The sequence below is a fragment of the Varibaculum cambriense genome (assembly GCF_022133705.1).
Classification (GTDB): Bacteria; Actinomycetota; Actinomycetes; order Actinomycetales; family Actinomycetaceae; genus Varibaculum; species Varibaculum cambriense_A.
In genome coordinates this window covers 103,593-122,868 of the sequence record NZ_JAKNHJ010000006.1, presented here as the reverse complement: position 1 = coordinate 122,868, position 19,276 = coordinate 103,593, and the positions used below count along the sequence as shown (strand labels likewise).

General features: G+C 52.0%; 17 protein-coding genes. 15 read left to right on the top strand and 2 right to left on the bottom strand.

The window, feature by feature from the left end; translation table 11 throughout:
- Nucleotides 1–92: 92 nt before the first annotated feature.
- Entirely contained in the window at nucleotides 93–1,133 is a 1,041-nt protein-coding gene (pyrB, locus tag L0M99_RS04390; protein WP_238127892.1) for an aspartate carbamoyltransferase, read from the top strand.
- Nucleotides 1,134–1,222: 89 nt separating this feature from the next.
- Here pyrB and L0M99_RS04385 read toward each other — a convergent pair whose 3' ends face one another.
- Nucleotides 1,223–2,707, bottom strand: coding sequence for a DUF1846 domain-containing protein (locus tag L0M99_RS04385; protein ID WP_238127891.1), 1,485 nt, complete (start codon nucleotides 2,705–2,707; stop codon nucleotides 1,223–1,225).
- Between the two features lie 191 nt (nucleotides 2,708–2,898).
- On the opposite strand from L0M99_RS04385, the gene L0M99_RS04380 reads away from it, so the two are divergent.
- Complete coding sequence (locus tag L0M99_RS04380; protein WP_238127890.1) at nucleotides 2,899–3,720, top strand: Nif3-like dinuclear metal center hexameric protein; 822 nt, start codon at nucleotides 2,899–2,901, stop codon at nucleotides 3,718–3,720.
- An 11-nt stretch (nucleotides 3,721–3,731) separates the two neighbouring features.
- The gene (locus L0M99_RS04375) at nucleotides 3,732–4,463 is read left to right on the top strand and encodes a zinc ribbon domain-containing protein (RefSeq protein ID WP_238127889.1); all 732 of its coding nucleotides are present in this window, start codon (nucleotides 3,732–3,734) and stop codon (nucleotides 4,461–4,463) included.
- A 27-nt stretch (nucleotides 4,464–4,490) separates the two neighbouring features.
- Here the strand turns inward: L0M99_RS04375 and gdhA are convergent, their stop codons facing one another.
- Nucleotides 4,491–5,828, bottom strand: coding sequence for an NADP-specific glutamate dehydrogenase (gene gdhA / locus L0M99_RS04370; protein WP_024058786.1), 1,338 nt, complete (start codon nucleotides 5,826–5,828; stop codon nucleotides 4,491–4,493).
- Nucleotides 5,829–6,094: 266 nt separating this feature from the next.
- On the opposite strand from gdhA, the gene uvrC reads away from it, so the two are divergent.
- The 12 genes from uvrC (at nucleotide 6,095) to L0M99_RS04310 (ending at nucleotide 19,229) form a co-directional block, all read left to right on the top strand.
- On the top strand, nucleotides 6,095–8,056 hold the full coding sequence (gene uvrC, locus L0M99_RS04365) for an excinuclease ABC subunit UvrC (protein WP_238127888.1): 1,962 nt from the start codon (nucleotides 6,095–6,097) through the stop codon (nucleotides 8,054–8,056).
- A gap of 29 nt (nucleotides 8,057–8,085) precedes the next feature.
- Complete coding sequence (gene rapZ, locus L0M99_RS04360; RefSeq protein ID WP_238127887.1) at nucleotides 8,086–9,039, top strand: RNase adapter RapZ; 954 nt, start codon at nucleotides 8,086–8,088, stop codon at nucleotides 9,037–9,039.
- Nucleotides 9,036–10,034: a gluconeogenesis factor YvcK family protein gene (locus tag L0M99_RS04355; protein ID WP_238127886.1), complete on the top strand. Its 999-nt coding sequence runs from the start codon at nucleotides 9,036–9,038 to the stop codon at nucleotides 10,032–10,034. Before rapZ ends, L0M99_RS04355 begins: the two co-directional genes overlap by 4 nt.
- Nucleotides 10,035–10,094: 60 nt before the next feature.
- Entirely contained in the window at nucleotides 10,095–11,072 is a 978-nt protein-coding gene (gene whiA / locus L0M99_RS04350) for a DNA-binding protein WhiA (RefSeq protein ID WP_238127885.1), read from the top strand.
- Between the two features lie 221 nt (nucleotides 11,073–11,293).
- A complete protein-coding gene (gene gap, locus L0M99_RS04345) occupies nucleotides 11,294–12,301 on the top strand; it encodes a type I glyceraldehyde-3-phosphate dehydrogenase (RefSeq protein ID WP_238127884.1) in 1,008 nt (335 codons plus the stop codon).
- A gap of 114 nt (nucleotides 12,302–12,415) precedes the next feature.
- Nucleotides 12,416–13,606 carry a phosphoglycerate kinase gene (locus L0M99_RS04340; protein ID WP_278613135.1) on the top strand — a complete coding sequence of 397 codons (1,191 nt, stop codon included), beginning with the start codon at nucleotides 12,416–12,418 and terminating at the stop codon, nucleotides 13,604–13,606.
- A gap of 4 nt (nucleotides 13,607–13,610) precedes the next feature.
- On the top strand, nucleotides 13,611–14,384 hold the full coding sequence (gene tpiA, locus L0M99_RS04335; RefSeq protein ID WP_024058793.1) for a triose-phosphate isomerase: 774 nt from the start codon (nucleotides 13,611–13,613) through the stop codon (nucleotides 14,382–14,384).
- Nucleotides 14,385–14,513: 129 nt separating this feature from the next.
- Nucleotides 14,514–14,762, top strand: a complete 249-nt coding sequence (gene secG / locus L0M99_RS04330) for a preprotein translocase subunit SecG (RefSeq protein WP_024058794.1) — start codon at nucleotides 14,514–14,516, stop codon at nucleotides 14,760–14,762.
- Nucleotides 14,763–14,815: 53 nt separating this feature from the next.
- A complete protein-coding gene (locus L0M99_RS04325) occupies nucleotides 14,816–16,129 on the top strand; it encodes a CapA family protein (RefSeq protein ID WP_238127882.1) in 1,314 nt (437 codons plus the stop codon).
- 211 nt (nucleotides 16,130–16,340) lie between these two features.
- Nucleotides 16,341–17,690, top strand: coding sequence for a trigger factor (gene tig, locus L0M99_RS04320; RefSeq protein WP_238127881.1), 1,350 nt, complete (start codon nucleotides 16,341–16,343; stop codon nucleotides 17,688–17,690).
- A gap of 250 nt (nucleotides 17,691–17,940) precedes the next feature.
- Nucleotides 17,941–18,558, top strand: a complete 618-nt coding sequence (locus L0M99_RS04315; protein ID WP_024058797.1) for an ATP-dependent Clp protease proteolytic subunit — start codon at nucleotides 17,941–17,943, stop codon at nucleotides 18,556–18,558.
- Between the two features lie 5 nt (nucleotides 18,559–18,563).
- Entirely contained in the window at nucleotides 18,564–19,229 is a 666-nt protein-coding gene (locus L0M99_RS04310) for an ATP-dependent Clp protease proteolytic subunit (RefSeq protein WP_024058798.1), read from the top strand.
- The last annotated feature ends 47 nt before the right edge of the window (nucleotides 19,230–19,276 follow it).

Below are 19,276 nucleotides of genomic sequence, written 5' to 3'. Positions count from 1 at the left end.
GCGGCAACTACCTGAGGTTTCTATTTCCATTTTCACCCCGCTGCGGCGGGGCATTTTTTTATCAAAAACACTCAGTTGGAAAGGGCAAAAGCATGCCGGAAGACTATGATTTCCCGCGTTTCGGGGTAGGACAACACCTAATTTCGGTTGGGCAATTTGATCGCGAAAACCTGGGGGAACTCTTCGATCTTGCCGAGTTCTTGCGTCCTGTCGCGCAGCGGAAACAAATCTGCACGGTGCTAGATGGTGCCGTTTTGTGTTCCCTATTCTTCGAGCCCTCGACTCGTACCCGCCTATCTTTTGAATCCGCCTTCTTGCGGCTGGGCGGGGAAGTAGAAACCACGACCGGTTTTACTTTCTCTTCTATGGCTAAAGGCGAATCAATCGCCGATACTTCCCGCGTGGTTTCCGGATTCACCGACGTGTTAGTGGTGCGCCACCCTGATGCTGGTTCGGTAGCCGAATTCGCCCGTCATTCGGTGGTACCGGTACTTAACGCCGGAGATGGTTCTGGCGAGCACCCGTCTCAAGCCCTCCTAGATGTGTTTACTATGCGCAAAGAACTGGGTAAACGCGGCAAATCTCTCGATGGATGCACCATCGCGATTATGGGGGATCTGAAATACGGGCGTACCGTCCATTCTCTAATGAAATTGATGAGCTTGTATGAGGGGGTGACTTTCCGGCTATTCTCCCCGCCTTCCCTGGAGCTGCCCCGAGAAATCGCCGAGTATGCGATTTCACGAGGCGGGCGAGTAATCGATTGCAATAACCAGATTGAGGCTTTGGAGGGCGCAGATACGGTTTACGCGACCCGGGTGCAGCGCGAACGGATGACTGAAGAGCTGGCTAAGTCGAAAGAATTGCAGGGGTGCCTGCTAGATAAGGCGATGCTAGAGGAAGCCGGAGCCCACGACATTGTTATCTGCCATCCATTGCCGCGAGATTCCCGCCCCAACGCTCTTGACCTCTCGACCGATGTGGATGAGCTACCGGGGCTGTCTATTTTTAAGCAAACCGATAATGGGGTCTTGGTACGGATGGCAATGTTCCTGACCACGATGGGAGTCGGGAAAGAATTGGTGCAAGCCAAAACCAAACACAAGATCTGGAAAGTAACCCCCGACGACTAGAAATATCGAGCTTTTAAAAATGACCGGCAGGAGGATTAATCCTCCTGCCGGTCAGTTCTATATAAAGCGCCTGCGTTACTTGGGCAACCCTATTTCTTAAATAGAGTCTTGCGGGCATAAACCGGCTCGGAAGTTACCTGTAATCCCAAATTCCGGAAAATCTGGGTGTCAACCGAACCTAAAATAGTGGTGGTATGTACTTCGCAATCTCGCAAGTGAGCGAGTTCTTCTAACGCTTTGCGTGCGTTCTCATCAGTATCTGCTGAAACCGACAGGGCAATTAAAACCTCGTCCGTATGTAAACGGGGGTTACGCGCGCCCAAATGGTCAACTTTCAAGGTTTGGATGGGCTTAATAGAAGAGGGCGCCAGCAGCTGCACTTCCTCGTCAATGCCGGCCAATAGCTTTAAGGCATTCAGTAGCATCGCTGAGCAACAACCCAGCAGGGGAGAAGTTTTACCGGTAACAATGCGTCCGTCACCTAGCTGCATCGCTGCCGCCGGAGCCTCAGTTTCGGCCTCCAGGTTCAAAGCTGGGCGGACTACGTAACGATACTCTTTAGTGATTCCTAGTTTTGCCATGGTCATGGCAATCCGATGCGATTCGATGGGTTCGGCATGAGTAGCTGCCTCATTACCCAAGGCGTGATAGTAACGGCGTACCACTTCCTGTTTAGCCGCTTCCTGACAAACTAAATCATCGCTGATACAAAAGCCTGCCATATTGACGCCCATATCGGTAGGCGATTGATAGGGGCAAGAGCCCGCTAGTTGTTGCAGCAGGGAGCGCAGCAAGGGAAAAACTTCCACATCCCGGTTATAGTTCACCGCCTGTTTTTCGTAGGCCTGCAGGTGGAAAGGATCGATCATATTGACATCGTCCAGGTCAGCAGTGGCGGCCTCATAGGCAAGATTCACTGGATGATCGAGGGGAAGATTCCAAATCGGAAAAGTTTCAAACTTGGCGTAACCAGCTTTTATGCCCCGTTTATATTCGTGGTATATCTGAGAAAGGCAGGTTGCTAGCTTTCCGGAACCCGGTCCCGGAGCAGTCACGACTACCAAATCGCGACTAGTTTCCACATAGTCATTGCGACCGAAACCGTCCTCCGAAACGATCAGCTCAGTATTGGAGGGATAACCGGGAATCGTATAGTGCCGGGCAACTTTAAGACCGGAACGCTCTAGGCGTTCTTTGAATAGCTTGGCGTTGTGGTTATCTTCTTCCATCTGGGTTAAAACAATGTTTTCTACCAGGAAGCCCCGTTCGCGAAATACGTCTACCAGGCGGAGAACGTCTTGTTCATAGGGGATACCTAAATCTGCGCGAATTTTTTGACGGTTGAGATCTTTCGCGTTGATGGCAACCACGATTTCCATTTCATCGCGTAGCCGCTCCAACATAGAGATCTTGTTATCGGGAGTAAATCCCGGTAGTACCCGAGACGCATGGTAATCATCAAAAAGTTTGCCCCCCATTTCCAGGTAGAGCTTGCCACCTATCTGCTGGCGACGTTCATCAATATGTTGCGATTGTGAAGAAATATAACGCTCAGAATCAAAACCAATCCGCATAGGACCCTTCCTGTTTGTCAACTTAACGGGGGTCATGCGCCCTTACCCATAATAGTGGGTGCAACGCCGGCGGTAAACCTGGCAGCAAATAGGGGTTTTCTGTGCCTGCCAAGAGCCAAAAAGAAGTTGACAATCCTAGGTAATGGGGCGCGGGTTCTCCTTGCTTCTCGTTTTTCTATTAGGATCAAATAGTGAGTGTAAAGTTAAGTCGCCTGGTGGAGCGCCTGGAGGAACTGTATCCGCCCCGTTTAGCTGAAGAATGGGATCGGGTGGGATTGATTACCGGGCATCCAGATTCTGAAATCGATAAAGTCCTGGTAGCAGTGGATCCGGTAGCCAAAGTTCTGGAGCAAGCGATCGAGGTCGGGGCGCAACTTATTGTTACCCACCACCCCCTCTATTTACGCGGTACCTCTTTTGTGGCAGCTACCGATCCAAAGGGGAGCTTGATCCATCAGTTAATTGAAAACGGGATTGCGCTGTTCAACGCGCACACCAACGCTGATTCCGCAAAGGGTGGGGTAGCTGATTGCCTAGCCGCTGCGGTGGGATTGGAAAATACTCGTCCGTTGCTTCCCCTTAGCGAACATACCGGCACCGGGCGAATTGGAGATTTACCCGCCGCCTTACCTCTGAAAGAATATGCGCAACAGGTTGAGCAGGCTTTACCGGCGTGCCCAGCCGGAATCTTAGTGGGAGGAGATCTGGACGCGAAGGTGCAAAGGATCGCAGTTAGCGGCGGTAGCGGTGATTCTTTCTTGGAGGAGGCGCGCAAGGCGGGAGCAGATGTCTATATTTGTGCTGACTTGCGCCATCATCCGGCTTCCGAGCATTTAGAGGCGGGCAAACCCTATCTTATTTGTGCCACTCACTGGGCAAGTGAATGGCCATGGGTACCTGCTTGTGCTCGGCAACTAGAACATAGTTTTGTTGGAGAACTGACGGTGGAGGTCTCCAAGATTTGCACTGATCCCTGGGCAGCGCGGATAGCGCCGAAAACATTGGAGAGTTAGAGGAGAAAGCAATGGAAGCGCCTTGGAAAGACCAGCTGGCTTTACTAGATTTGCAAGAGCTGGACACTAAGATTGCCAGATTACGGTTTCGGCTCAAGAAAATGCCCCAATTGGTACAGCTAGCGGAACTGAGTGAAAAAGACCGTAAGTTGGACAACAAACACACGCAACTGTCAGCGCTTAAAACCGATAAACAGCGGGAAATTACCAGCCTGGAAAATGACCTGACAAGCATCCAAAATCGCCTGCAAACTCAGCAACAACGCTTGGATGCGGGAGCGGGAACCCCTAAAGAGTTGGTGAGCCTCCAAGAAGAAATCCAACAGATGGGTAAGCGAATCTCTGATTTAGAGGAGCAAATGCTTGCGCTGATGGGTGAGCTGGAGCAGCTAGAGGATCTCGAGCAGCAAATCACCCAGCGCAAACAGGAACACGCCCAAGAGATTTCGCGATTAAAAGACGAAGTTGGAGTAGAAAACTCGCAAATCACTGCCCAGTTGCAGCAGCTAGAAAGTGAACGGGAAGAAAAAGCAAGCCCCCTAGATACCCAGTTGTTAGCTCTTTACGAGCAGGTACGCGGACAAACCGGGGGAGTAGGAGCAGTGAAAGTAGTTGACGGAAGACCCGTTGGATATGATCTGGCTTTTTCGGTCGCGGAAATCGCGCACTTGCGGGCAGCGAAACCAGAAGAAATTATTACCTCCGAGGACGAAGGCTATCTGCTGATTCGCTGCCCGCAATAGTCACTATTTAGTTATACAAGTGGGGTTTTAAACGATGCCTTGCTCCATCATGGCGTGAGCCACCTTCAGGAAGCTATTAATATTAGCGCCCATTACATAGTCACCGGCATGCCCATATTCTTCGGCGGTTTGCGCGCATTCGTCGTGAATGTTGTGCATGATCTTGGTGAGTTCTTTTTCTACCTTCTCAAAGTCCCAAGAGGCGCGGGAAGCATTTTGGCTCATTTCCAAGGCCGAAGTGGCGACCCCGCCCGCATTTGCGGCTTTACCGGGAGCAAATAGCACCCCGGAATCTTGGAACAAGCTGGTGGCGTTAGGGGTGCAAGGCATGTTTGCGCCCTCAGCCACTACCTTTACCCCACCGTCAAGTAAACGCTTGGCGTCCTGCGAAGTAAGTTCGTTTTGGGTAGCGCAGGGGAGTGCCACGGTTCCCCCAACTGCCCAAGGTTTAGATCCGGAATGGTAGGTAACCCCCGGTTTACGCTTGGCATACTCGGTTAGCCGCGCCCGTTCTACCTCTTTAACCTGTTTGAGTAGCTGGACATCAATCCCGTCTTCATCTAGAACCCAGCCAGAAGAGTCGGAAACCGTCACGACTTTCGCGCCTAGTTGTTTCGCTTTTTCCGCCGCATAGATCGCTACATTTCCGGCGCCGGAAATCATTACCCGCTGTCCCTCTAGGTCGAGTCCCCGAGTTTGTAACATTCTTTGGGCAAATAGTACTGCCCCGTAACCGGTGGCTTCCGTACGAGCTTGGGATCCGCCCCAAGAAAGAGACTTACCGGTTAGCACTCCGGTTTCGAAACGGTTGGTTAGCCGCTTATACATACCGAATAGGTAGCCAATTTCGCGTCCCCCAACCCCGATGTCACCGGCGGGGATATCGGTGTATTCCCCAATGTGTCGATAAAGCTCAGTCATAAACTGTTGGCAAAAGCGCATTACTTCGGTGTCGGAGCGTCCGTGAGGATCAAAATCTGATCCGCCTTTTCCGCCACCAATGCCCTGACCGGTCAGCGCATTTTTGAAGATTTGTTCAAAGCCTAAGAACTTCAAGATCGAACGGTTCACCGACCGGTGGAAACGCAGGCCTCCTTTATAGGGACCGAGCGCGGAGTTAAACTCAATACGGTAACCCCGATTAACCTGTACTTCGCCATTATCGTCCACCCAAGGAACCCGGAAAAGGATCTGGCGTTCCGGCTCTACCAGCCGGTCAAGAAGTTTAGTTTCAACGAACTCGGGATGCTTTTCTACCGCGGGGCCAATGGATTCTAGAATCTCCCGTACTGCCTGGTGAAATTCGGGTTCATTAGGGTTACGATCAAGAACTTCATCGTAAACCTTTTCCACAACACTGCTCATCAAGCGCCTCCTTAAAACTTTTTCGGTATGTCTCGTCCGCCGTATCGAACGAAGCGCACTACCCTTTTAGTTTTCATTTTCCGCCGAAACTTTACCACTGCTATCCACATTTTGACTAAAGCATTAACATTTTTGCCTTTCTCACAATTGGTGGCGGTGAGAATGGGACTTAGGGCATAATTTTTGAATCTAACTGTCGCTCTCTGGTAGCTAAACTTGAGCAATGGGCGATAATAAAGCTGTCGCGCGCCAGGTATCCTAAGACCATGGCTGATCCTGTGTCCTACCGGCCGGCTCCGGCAGATATACCCCCCAGTCCCGGGGTTTATCGTTTTCTGGATAAAAATGGGCGGGTTATCTATGTGGGTAAAGCCGTTAACCTGCGTAACCGCCTAGCTAACTATTTTCAACCCCTAGAGTCGCTACACCCGCGCACCCGAAAAATGGTAACCACGGGAGCAGCTGTAAAATGGGTTACGGTCGGGAACGAGCTAGAGGCATTATCCCTAGAGTATTCGTGGATAAAAGAGTTTGCGCCGCGTTTCAATGTAATGTATCGCGATGACAAATCCTATCCCTATCTGGCAATAAACCTGGGTGAAGAGTATCCCCGGATCCACATTACGCGGGAACGGCGCCGAGCTAACTCGCGTTATTTTGGTCCCTACACCCAGGTGTGGGCGATTCGGGAAACCATGGATTTACTGCGAAAGGTTTTCCCGCTGCGCTCGTGTACCAAAGGGGTTTTTAACCGTTCCCAGGCACTCGGGCGCCCCTGTCTGGAAGGGTACATTGATAAATGCTCTGCCCCCTGTGTAGGCAGGATTTCCAGTGAAGAATACCGCAAGCTAGCCGAGCAGGTAAGCTCTTTCCTAGATGGTAAAACCGAGCCTTTTACTTCCCGTTTACAAGGCGAAATGGAACAGGCCGCTTCTCGGTTGGATTTCGAACAGGCGGCGAAACTACGCGACCAGCTGCGCGCCCTCGAAAAAGTTAGTGAAAAGAATACGGTAGTGCTGGACGAGGGGGTGGATGCGGACGTTTACGCCTTCGCCAAAGATGATCTTGAAATGATAGTGCAAGTGTTTTACGTACGTGCAGGCCGGATACGCGGCGAGCGCGGGTGGGTAGTGGACACCCCGGAAGATAGCGATCTGCCAGAAATGCTAGAGAGTTTCTTAGAACAGACTTACGGGGAATATCGCCAGTTAAATAAGGCAGTCGCCCCCGCTAAAAGTGTAGATGACGTGGAGCATACTCCTACCCAGGCCATCCCGGCTGAGGTTTTGATGCCGGTATTGCCCGCCAGCGCAGCCACCTTGAGTGCCTGGCTAAGTGACATTCGCGGGAAAAAAGTCGAAATTAGGGTACCGAAGCGAGGACCGAAACGCTCCCTCATGGAAACTGTGGCGGAAAATGCTGCGCAAGCTTTGCGGTTACATAAAACTAAACGGGTAGGAGATTTAACGCAACGTTCCGAAGCCTTACGCCAATTGCAAGAGTATTTAGAGTTAGCGGATGCTCCTTTGAGGATTGAGGGCTACGATATTTCCCATACTCAAGGCGCACACCAAGTAGGTTCGATGGTGGTGTTCGAAGATGGGGCTCCCTTAAAACGTGCCTACCGTAGCTTTAATATCCAAAGCACCCCTTCGGATTCTGCTGACGATACCAAAGCTATGAACGAAGTCCTCACCCGGCGTTTTGCTAGGCTGCGCCAGGAAGAAGCGGAAGCACAAAGGCAATTAGTAAGTACCGAAATCTCTGGGGAACGTAACCTGCGCCGTTTTTCTTATCCTCCGGACTTAATCGTGGTAGACGGGGGAGCGCCCCAGGTGAATGCGGCGCAAAAAGCCTTGGAAGCCGTAGGCGCCAATGTGAGTGTGATTGGATTAGCCAAGCGTCTAGAAGAAGTTTGGGTACCGGGATCAGATTTTCCAGTTATCTTGCCTCGTACCTCTCCCGCGCTTTATCTCTTGCAGTACTTGCGGGATGAATCCCATCGCTTTGCGATTACTGCACATCGGAAAAAACGCGGCAAAACCATGCGGAAATCGGTGTTAGATACGGTTCCGGGGTTGGGGCCAGTACGGCAGAAGGCCTTGTTAAAACACTTTGGTTCCTTAAAGCGGCTGCGGGCAGCCGAAGAAAGTGAAATCGCGCAAGTTGAAGGTATTGGCCAGGTAATGGCACGGCAGATTTATCAATCTCTTGCCGATAGCCGGTAAGTTAGCGCGCTTCGTTGCATACTTAGAACATGGATCAAGCTCACCAACAATACCAATCCTCCCCACCCACCGTGCCCGAGGGAGTACCTATTCTTGACGAAACCGCGCCCCCTCGCGATGCGAATGTTCCGGAGATGATTATTATTACCGGAATGTCGGGGGCGGGACGTTCGCGAGCGGGACAGGCGTTAGAAGACCTGGACTGGTATGTAGTCGATAATCTCCCGCCCGCTATGTTGCTGCCCTTCGCGGATATGATGACTCCGGAAGGGGAGGGTATTCACCGCCTGGCGGCGATTGTGGATGTGCGCAGTGGGGAACTGTTTTCTAAACTGCAGCATGCTTTGGATGAACTCTCACGGCGCAATATCCGTTATCAGCTAGTTTTCTTGGATGCGGACGAGCGGGTCTTAGTGCGTCGCTATGAATCTAATCGGCGTCCCCATCCGCTGCAAGGAGGAGGCCGGATACTTGACGGAATTCGCTCCGAGCGGCGAATACTGGCTCCCATTCGCGCCCGTGCCGACGCCCTCATCGACACCACTAATATGAATGTGCATGACCTGAATCGGCATATGCGGGATGTGGTTGCTGGCGAAGGGGAGCGCCCGATGAAACTCACCGTAATGTCCTTTGGGTTTAAAAATGGGATCCCCTTAGATGCTGATTGGGTATGTGACGTGCGCTTTTTAGCTAATCCCTATTGGGTGAGCGAACTGCGGCATTTAACCGGCCGGGACACACCGGTAGCGAAATATGTGCTGGATCAGCCGGGAGCCGAGGAATTTGTACAAAACATGGTTAATATGTTGAGCCCGATTTTTGACGGCTATCTAACGGAGCTTAAACCCTTCGTTACTATCGCGGTGGGCTGTACCGGCGGGCAGCATCGATCAGTCGCACTGGCGGAAAAAATGAGTGAGCTTTTCCGGGCGCAGGGTTTGCCGGTACGCACTGTTCATCGAGATCTGGGGCTGGAATGAGGACGTTACTAGATTCAGAAGGCTGGATGACCCGCGGGTGGACAGGACCCAATATTGTCGCACTCGGCGGGGGACATGGGTTGTCTGCAACTTTACGGGCGCTACGTCACATTACCCGGCAGTTAACTGCTGTGGTCACGGTAGCTGATGATGGAGGCTCCTCGGGGCGTTTACGGGAAGAGCTCGGGGTACTGCCTCCCGGGGATCTACGGATGGCGCTGGCGGCTTTATGCGATGACACCGATTGGGGACTGACCTGGCGTGACGCCATGCAACATCGCTTTAGTTCCGATGGTCCGCTTGATAACCATGCCCTAGGTAATCTCTTGATTGTCACCATGTGGGATTTATTAGGAGACGTAGTTGAAGGCCTTGATTGGGTGGCGAGGTTACTCAACTGCAAAGGTAAAGTGTTACCGATGTGTGCCGAGCCGATGGAGATTGAAGCAGATTTGGTACGAGGGGGAGAAAAACGTACGGTACACGGGCAGGCAAAAGCCGCTAAAGCCCCGGGGAAAGTAGTTGACGTGCGGCTTAGCCCGGCTCATCCGCGAGTTTGTCCGCAGACTATCCAGGCGATCCAAGATGCCGAGGGAATTGTTCTCGGGCCGGGATCTTGGTACACCTCGGTGATTCCCCATCTGTTGGTTCCTGAATTGGCTGAGGCTTTGCAACAGTCATCAGCAGGGAAAGTAATGGTGATGAATCTGCAGCCCCACACGGACGAAACCGAGGATTTAACGGTTTCCGGACATATTGAGGCTTTTCGCCATTTTGCGCCCGATACCCATATTGACGTGGTAATCGTGGATCCTACTGCTATTGAAGATGATGATGATCTAGAAAGCGCCGCGGAATCTATCGGGGCAAAGCTGATCATGCGTCAGGTAAGAGCTGGTTCGGCCTCGGAGCAGCATGACCCTTTGCGTCTGGCGGCAGCGCTGCGGGATGCTTTCGAAGGGTACCTCTCGGAAGTCGGATTTTCTGAGCTCTAGCTAGAATAAGCCTAGAAAGAAACTAAGTATTTGTTTTTGAGGGCGGAAAGGGAACAGCAGATGTCTTTGACCTCAGATATTAAAAATGAACTAGCGGAGAAGACCTTAGCTAGGCAGTCTGAGGCTAAGGCGCAAACCGCCAGTATCTTGCGTTTTGCCGGAGGGATCCATCTGATTAACCGCAATATCGTGGTGGAAGCTGATGTCGACAATGTAGCGGTAATGAAGAATTTGGTTGACAGCCTGCAAAACCTTTTTGACGCCTACCCCGATGTGGTGAAAGTAGAGGCCAAGGGAATTCATGCCGATGATCGCTATGTGGTGCGGGTAGTAGAAAATGCTGGCACTCTAGCCCGCTTGACCGGTTTACTTGATCGAGCCGGCCGTCCAGTGCGGGGGTTGTCGCCGCGGCTAGTTTCTGGTGATTTGGGGGTGTCTAAGGCCACCTGGAGTGGTGCTTTTATGGCTCGCGGGTCTTTATCTCAGCCAGGCCGTTCGGGCTCCTTAGAAATTACTTGCCCCGGACCAGAGGCCGCGTTAGCGCTAGTGGGGGCGGCGCGCCGTCTCGGGGTAAGTGCAAAGTCTCGTCAGGTTCGCGGCTTGGATCGGGTGGTAGTTCGCGATGGGGAGCAAATCTCAAAACTGTTAACGGCTATCGGGGCAGTTAAAGCGCAAGCGGTTTGGGAGAAGAATCGCGAAACTAATCAGGTACGCGGGTCAGTTAATCGCTTAGCGAATTTTGATGATGCTAATTTGCGACGCAGTGCCCGGGCAGCGGTCGCGGCGGCTGCCCGCGTCAGGCGAGCCTTCGAAATTCTGGGTGATGACATTCCAGAACACCTGTTACAAGCAGGTCAACTGCGACTGCAATATAAGGAAGCATCTTTGGAGGAACTGGGGCATAAGGCCGATCCTGCGCTAACGAAAGATGCGGTTGCCGGCAGGATCCGGCGACTATTAGCGATGGCAGATAAAGTCGCCCATGAGCGGGGTATACCTTCCACTCAAGAAGCTGTTGACCGGCAGGATAATCAGTAATTCTGGTTTCCTAGCGACCGGGAATTCTCTCACAGTAAAGTCTTGGTAAATAACGACTATTGGCCTAAGCGGAAAGCCGCTATATTGTGTAAACTAAAAACTAAGAGGACGGCTCAAGATGGTCGTCCCCAAGATTGGGGTCACTAGTTTCACTAGGTGGCTGCGGATCTTGACCGAATAAATAGACTCCGCTGGTAAACCAGCAGTTCAGGAGGATAATAGTGACTATCCGTGTTGGAATCAACGGCTTTGGCCGTATCGGCCGTAACTTCTTCCGGGCCATTCGGGCTCAGGGTGCCGATATCGAGGTTGTGGCAGTAAACGACCTCACCGACAATAAAACTCTTTCTCACCTGCTAAAATACGATTCGATTCTGGGGCGCCTTGATGCTGAGGTTAGCTACGATGAAAAATCTATTACCGTAGGCGACCACAAAATCGTAACTTTCGAAGAGCGCGATCCTGCTAACCTGCCCTGGAGCGAAGTGGGTGCAGATATCGTTATCGAGTCCACCGGCTTTTTCACTGATGCCACCAAGGCTAAGGCTCACCTGGATGGGGGAGCTAAGAAAGTTATTATTTCCGCTCCCGGCAAGAACGTGGATGCTACTTTCGTAATGGGCGTAAACCACACCGATTACGATCCGGAAAAGCACACCATTATTTCCAATGCTTCCTGCACCACCAACTGCCTAGCTCCGATGGCAAAGGTACTAAACGACAACTTTGGTATTGAACGTGGTTTGATGACCACGATTCACGCCTACACCGGGGATCAGCGTCTGCACGATGCTCCGCACAAGGATCTGCGTCGCGCCCGCGCTGCTGCGCTGAACATTGTGCCTACCACCACTGGTGCTGCCAAGGCAGTTTCTCTGGTCTTGCCGGAACTGAAGGGCAAGCTGGACGGATACGCACTGCGCGTACCGGTACCTACCGGCTCGGTTACTGACCTCACCTTCACCCCCTCCAAGCCCTGCACCGCCGAAGAAATCAATGCGGCGATGAAGAAAGCTGCTGAGGGCGAGCTCAAGGGAGTTCTTGCATACTCCAATGACGAGCCGCTAGTTTCCACCGATATCATGACCGATCCGCACACCTCGATCTTCGATTCCGCTCTGACTAAGGTAATCGATGGCCAGGTGAAAGTGGTCTCCTGGTACGACAACGAGTGGGGCTACTCCAACTCCTTGGTCAACCTGACCAAACTTGTAGGGGAAAAGCTCTAAACTAATGCGACGTGATGCATAAGCTGTGCCCGCCTGCCTGTTCCAGGCAGGCGGGCACCGTCTTATTAGTCGTTTTACGCCCACCGGGGCAGGAAGGTTAACTAAATAATGGCTCTGAGAGATATTGAGTCCTTAGGAGATTTAACAGGGCGTAAAGTCCTGGTGCGCTCCGACTTTAACGTGCCGTTAAAGGACGGCAAAATCACAGATGACGGCCGCATTCGTGCCGCATTGCCCACCCTTAAAGCTCTGGTGGACGCCAAAGCCAAAGTAGTGGTGATGGCGCACCTCGGTCGTCCGAAAGGGCAGGTAAATCCCGAGTTTTCCCTAGCGCCGGTGGCAACACGGCTCGGAGAACTACTCGGACAAGACGTAATCTTGGCGAAGGATACGGTCGGTGAAGATGCCAAGAAGCAGGCCGCTTCCTTAACAGATGGACAGGTCTTACTGCTAGAGAATGTTCGTTTTGACGGACGCGAAAACTCCAAGGATGATGCTGAGCGCGAAGCATTGGCTAAAGAATATGCGCAACTGGCTGAGTTCTTTGTCTCCGATGGTTTCGGGGTAGTACACCGCAAGCAGGCTTCCGTTTACGACATTGCGAAGTTGTTGCCCTCTGCAGCAGGATTCTTAGTAGTTAAGGAAATTGAATCCTTGCGCCGGGCAACCGATAACCCGGAACGTCCCTATGGAGTCATTCTGGGAGGCTCCAAAGTCTCCGACAAATTGGGCGTTATCGAAAACCTATTGGAAAAAGCTGACTTCCTGGCTATTGGGGGCGGCATGGCCTACACCTTCTTAGCTGCGAAAGGCTACGAGGTAGGCAACTCCTTGCTGGAAACTGAGCAGATTGAAACCGTGAAAGGCTATATGGAAAAAGCTGACGAACGCGGGGTAGACCTGTTGCTGCCAGTTGATACTGTAGTCGCTCCGGAATTTTCGGCTGACTCTCCGGCAACTTTGGTCGACTGCGACCAGATGCCCACTGGTCAGATGGGGCTAGATATCGGACCTAAGACTGCCGAACTGTTCGGCGCGAAGATCAAAGCCGCCAAAACGGTGGCTTGGAACGGCCCTATGGGGGTATTTGAGTTCGCTGCCTTTAGCGAAGGCACTAAAGCGGTAGCCCAAGCTCTGGCTGACTCTGAATGCTTTAGCGTAATCGGTGGGGGAGACTCCGCAGCCGCTGTTCGTACCCTGGGATTTGATGAAAATAAGTTCAGCCATATTTCCACCGGTGGCGGAGCTTCTTTGGAACTATTAGAAGGTAAGACCCTTCCGGGTATTGCCGTATTGGAGGATTAATAACATGACTCGCACCCCATTGCTAGCTGGTAACTGGAAAATGAATATGAACCACCTCGAGGCAACTCGTCTGGTTCAAGAATTGGCTTTGGATTTGCAGGATCACAATTTCGACTACCGCAATGATGTCGTAGTGATTCCCCCGTTCACTGATATTCGCTCGGTACAAACTGTAGTGGAATCTGACAATCTAAAAATTACCTATGGAGCCCAGGATGTTTCTGTGCATGAATCCGGTGCTTACACTGGGGAAATCGCAGCTTCTATGCTCACCAAGCTGGGATGCTCCTGGGTGGTAGTTGGCCACTCGGAACGACGCGAATACCACAACGAGAGCGATGAACTGGTAGGTCAAAAAGCTGAGGTAGCTTTAGAAGCTGGTATGACCCCCATTATTTGCTGCGGTGAAGGCTTAGAAGTACGTAAAGCCGGTCAGCATGTAGCCCATGTAGTTAAGCAGATCGAAGGCGCCTATAAAGGCATTTCTGCAGATGATGCGGTTAATACCGTAGTTGCTTACGAACCGATCTGGGCGATTGGTACCGGTGAAACTGCCACTCCGGAGGACGCGGAAGAAGTCTGCGGAGCTATCCGGGAAAAACTAGCGGAACTGTATTCGGCAGACGTGGCGCAGTCCATCCGGGTTCTCTACGGCGGTTCGGTTAAATCTGCCAACGTAGCCGAAATTATGGCGAAGCCGAATGTGGACGGCGCCCTCGTGGGGGGAGCCTCCTTGAAGGCCGAAGAGTTCTCTAAGATTGCTCGCTTTGATGACTAAGTAGCAAGCTACTGAAATTTTCCGCTACTTGGCGGTGAAGTTCCTAACGATTGGCGGCGGGTCAACCTAGACCCGCCGCCAATACGCTATAGTGAAGAGCAGTTCATACTTATTTGGGAGAAGAAACTAGTGGAAACCGTAATCGAGATTATCGCGCAAGTAGTGCTGGTACTATCCAGCTTATTCCTGATTCTCACTATTTTGATGCATAAAGGTTCCGGGGGCGGGCTATCCGACATGTTCGGAGGTGGCCTTACTTCTAGCGCTGGCTCCTCGGGAGTTGCTATGCGCAACCTCAATCGCATTACTGTAGTAACTGCTATCGTCTGGTTTATTAGTGTGGTTGTCCTTGGCCTGTTGCCCCGGTTTTTTTCATAGTGTCATTACTAACTAAATAATCGCTTAAGACCCTACAGAAAGCCTTCCCCATCATGAGCAAAGGAGCGAAACACCCGCCCGCACATCGGCGCGAGAGTAAGTCTTCTTGGAAAATTGTGCTTACGGTTTTAGGGGTCCTGTCGCTGATTACCGTGCTTGCCGTGGGAGCGCTCATGGGATACTCCATGTACGAGGCAGGAAAGGTTAACCAGCCCAAAGTAACTCATGCCACTAAAGCTGTGGTTAAAACTGCAAAGCCGGCGACTTCCAGTACGCCTGCGCCAAAAGAAGTGCAAATAACTTTGGCGGCAACCGGGGACGTACTGGCACATGGCCCGGTAGTACAAACCAGCTGGAAGCACGGCAATGGAAGTCACTACACCCCGTCGATAGAGAAGCTGCGTCCCTGGATAGCGGGAGCCGATATCGCGCTGTGCCATCAAGAAATCCCTTTCGGTAAATCTGATAAAGATTCTGAGGGATATCCGGTGTTCAAAGCGCCACTAGGATGGGCGCAAGATAGCAAAGATATTGGCTATGATGGTTGCTCGACTGCCTCAAACCACACCTTAGATCAAGGACGAGATGGGGTGGTGCACACTATCCAGGCCTTGCAGACTGCGGGGTTGGGAGTAACTGGATCAGCAGAGAGTTCCGAAGCGCCGCGCTATCAAATGTATGAGATCACCAAAGAGGGACGATCCTTTAAACTCGCGCATATTTCGACTGCCTATGGCTTAAACCAGGGTGAAATCCCGCAATATAAACAGAATCCTTGGCTAGTAAATCTCACTACTGACGGCCAAATTATTGTGGACATTGCCCGGCAAGCGCGTAGTGCGGGTGCTGACTTTGTAGTTGCCTCGGTACATTCGGGAGTGGAATACCAATCCGCCCCTTCTGCGGAGCAAGACCGCATCGCCACTACCTTAGCCGAATCTGGGCAAGTCGACCTCTACTTGGGTCACCACGTGCACGTTCCCCAACCGATTAGGAAGATTCCGGGCGGAGTTGACGGTAAAGGACTGTGGGTTTACTACGGGGTCGGTAACTTGCTTTCGGGGATGAATCCTCGCCAGGGGATCGGCACCCAAGCCGGCCAAATCGCCTTTCCCACCATTACCTTGCCGTCCACCGGGAAGCCTTATGTTTCTGCGGCAGGTTGGATCCCGCTGATTATGGATCGTTCTACTTTACAGGTGGTTCCGGGATATCTTTTTGAAACTCCCGAGGGCGCTGGAACCAACTTACCTAAAGCCACGGCCGCTCGCTATCTGGCTAATCTGCGCCAGGTTACCGAGGACCAAGCGACAGAGCTAAAAGCTCCGCCTAGCGCTGCTTCTACTGCTCAGATCAAACCTCTATAAAGGTAGGCTTTCCGGCCTCATTTGCGGGCACTGCTCATTGCGGTGTGAAGCCCAAAACGTGCCATTTAGGTACGCTAGCTCACATCCTAGGGGTCATCATTTCCTGAATATCGCGGATTGCCCTAAGATTATCAGCGTTGCAATTTATCCGAGCTGGGGAGATTTGCCTTCTATAGGCAGAGCCCCGCATACGAGCCACGGGAGCGTATTTGTGAAAACAGACGTGGAAAAGCTGGAAGAAACCAGGGCGAAACTAACCGTTCAGGTACCTTACGAAGATCTCAAACCGGAAATCGATAAGGTCTACAAGCAGCTAGGGAAGCAGGTTTCTATACCTGGCTTCCGCCCTGGACACGTCCCGAATCAGATCATTGACCAGCGGATTGGGCGTGGCTACGTACTAGAACAGGCCATTAACGAGCGGCTAGGTGACTTTTATGGGCGCGCCCTCGGGCAAGCAGAACTTACCCCGCTGGGACAGCCGGAAGTAGACATTATAGAAACTCCGGCAGTAGAAGGTAAACCGGGCGGGGATCTAAAGTTCACTGCGGAAGTTGATATTGTTCCCGAGTTCGAATTGCCCTCCTTAGAAGGAGTTTCTTTAGAAGTAGCCAAGCTCGAAGTTAGTGACGAGGACGTAGAGAAGGAACTCGATCAGCTTCGTGATCGCTTTGCCTCGCTAAAGACTGTTGAACGTCCTGCCCAAGATGGTGACTTTACCTCTATTGACATGGTCGCCAAGATTGGAGACGAAGAAATTGACTCCGTATCTGGGGTTTCTTATCAGATCGGGTCTGCTTCCATGCTCGAAGGTATGGATGAGGCCTTAACCGGGATGAACGCCGGAGATACTGCCGAGTTCAAGTCCACCTTAAAGGGAGGCGACCACGAGGGCGAAGAAGCTGATGTGACTTTGACTCTCCATAAGGTTAAGGAACGCGAATTGCCAGAAGCTGACGATGATTTCGCCCAGATGGCTTCCGAGTTCGACACCATTGGAGAGCTCCGTAGCGACCTACGTGGCAATGTGGAGAAGATGCGTCGCCAGCAGCAGGCTCTGGAGGCTCGCGAGAAGCTGCAGGACTACTTGGTAGAAAATACTGATTTCCCGCTGCCGCAAGCCTTTATTGACGCAGAAGTTGATCGCTTGGCTGAGGGAAATGAAGACGCCGATCGGGAGGAGATCACCGAGTCGGTGAAGAAGCAAGCCAAGCAGCAGATATTGGGGGATCGGATCGCTAATGACCGCGACGTTGAGATCGATCCTAACGAGCTGTATCAGTCGATTTTTGAGATTGCTCAAATGTATGGAGTTGATCCTATGCAGATGCTGCAGGATCAAAACCAGGTGGCCGCAATGGGGCAAGATTTGCGGCGTAATCGAGCATTAGTGGCTACTTTGCGGGAAGTGACCGTCAAAGACGAGGACGGCACCGAGATCGACCTTTCAGAGTTCACTAAGGATCCTGCTGAGGCGCGTGCAGAGCAGGCGGCGAAAGCTGCCGCCGAGGCCGCCGCATCGGGCGAAGGTGAGGCTGAGGGCGAAGGCGACGAGAATTAGCTCCGTTTAGCAAGTTAACCTTTCGAAGCTGGTGGGGGCAGAAAGCGAGAGCTTTCTGCCCCCAGTAGTATTTCTCATCATTACACATCTTCAGGCTGGTAATAGCCCCTGGCAGTAAGTGTTTAAAATGATCCTAGCCTCACAATTTCCTGCGCTAAAAGCGTAAACGGCATGTGTAAGAAGAAAACCGCTTCCAAAGACGATAGTTTTGATAGTGAATCATTTTAGTCCCACAGATAAGGAAAAACCTGTGCAAACTGCGGCAGTAAAAAATGAGGGAGATCAGCCTAGCTCCCTAGCTTTAGGTGACCATGTATTCAATAAGCTGTTAAAAGAACGGATTATTTGGTTGGGCTCGGAAGTAGCCGAGGATAACGCCAACCAGATTTGCGCGCAGATGATGTTACTGGCAGCGCAAGACCCAGACAAGCCGATTTTCCTGTATATCAATTCCCCAGGAGGTTCGGTTACTGCCGGCATGGCGATTTATGACACCATGCAATATATTCAGCCAGAGGTAGTAACGGTGGCGCTGGGGATGGCAGCCTCAATGGGACAGCTACTACTTACCGCCGGTACCCCCGGCAAACGCTATGCTACTCCGCATGCCCGGATATTGATGCACCAACCTTCCGGGGGAGTAGGTGGCACCGCCTCGGATATTCGCATTAACGCTAACTTGATCTTGCAGATGAAACAAGAACTAGCGGAGATCAACGCCCAGCGTACCGGTAAATCTGTCGAACAGATTCGCGAAGACTCCGAAAGGGATCACTGGTTTACCGCTCAAGAGGCTCTGGAATATGGCTTTATCGACCACGTTATTGAGTCGGCTCGCAACCTCGGCGCTGATGGAAAGGAACTGTAATCACTATGGCTTTTTCACCTCTATACCCGGCGGGGGCACCTCGTTTAGCAGCTAACATGCCCATTGATCGGTATGTGCTTCCCGAGTTTGAAGAACGTACCTCCTATGGTTTCAAACGCCAAAACCCCTACACGAAGCTTTTCGATGAGCGCATCATTTTCTTAGGGGTACAGGTTGATGATTCTTCGGCTGACGATATCATGGCTCAGCTACTGGTGTTGGAATCCCAAGACCCCGATTCTCTCATCACCATGTACATTAACTCGCCCGGTGGCTCCTTTACCGCTATGACGGCAATCTATGACACCATGCAATACGTTAAACCGCAGATCCAGACGGTCTGCTTGGGGCAGGCAGCTTCGGCGGCGGCCGTGCTTTTAGCTGGTGGCTCTGCCGGTAGCCGTTTGGCTTTGCCCAATGCGCGAATCGTGATCCACCAGCCTTCGATGCAGGGCTCGCAAGGACAGGCGACTGATATCGAGATCATTGCCGAAGAAATCGATCGTATGCGTACTTGGTTAGAGGACACGATTGCTAAGCACTCGGGACAGACTTCCGAGCAAGTGCGCAAAGATATCGAGCGCGATAAGATTTTGACCGCCCAGGCTGCCAAGGAGTACGGACTGATCGATCAGGTCTTAGAGTCTCGTAAGAACCCCGTAAAGCACTAGCATCCCTCAGGGCGCGTGTTGGCGCTGCCCAGTCTTAGAAATACCCC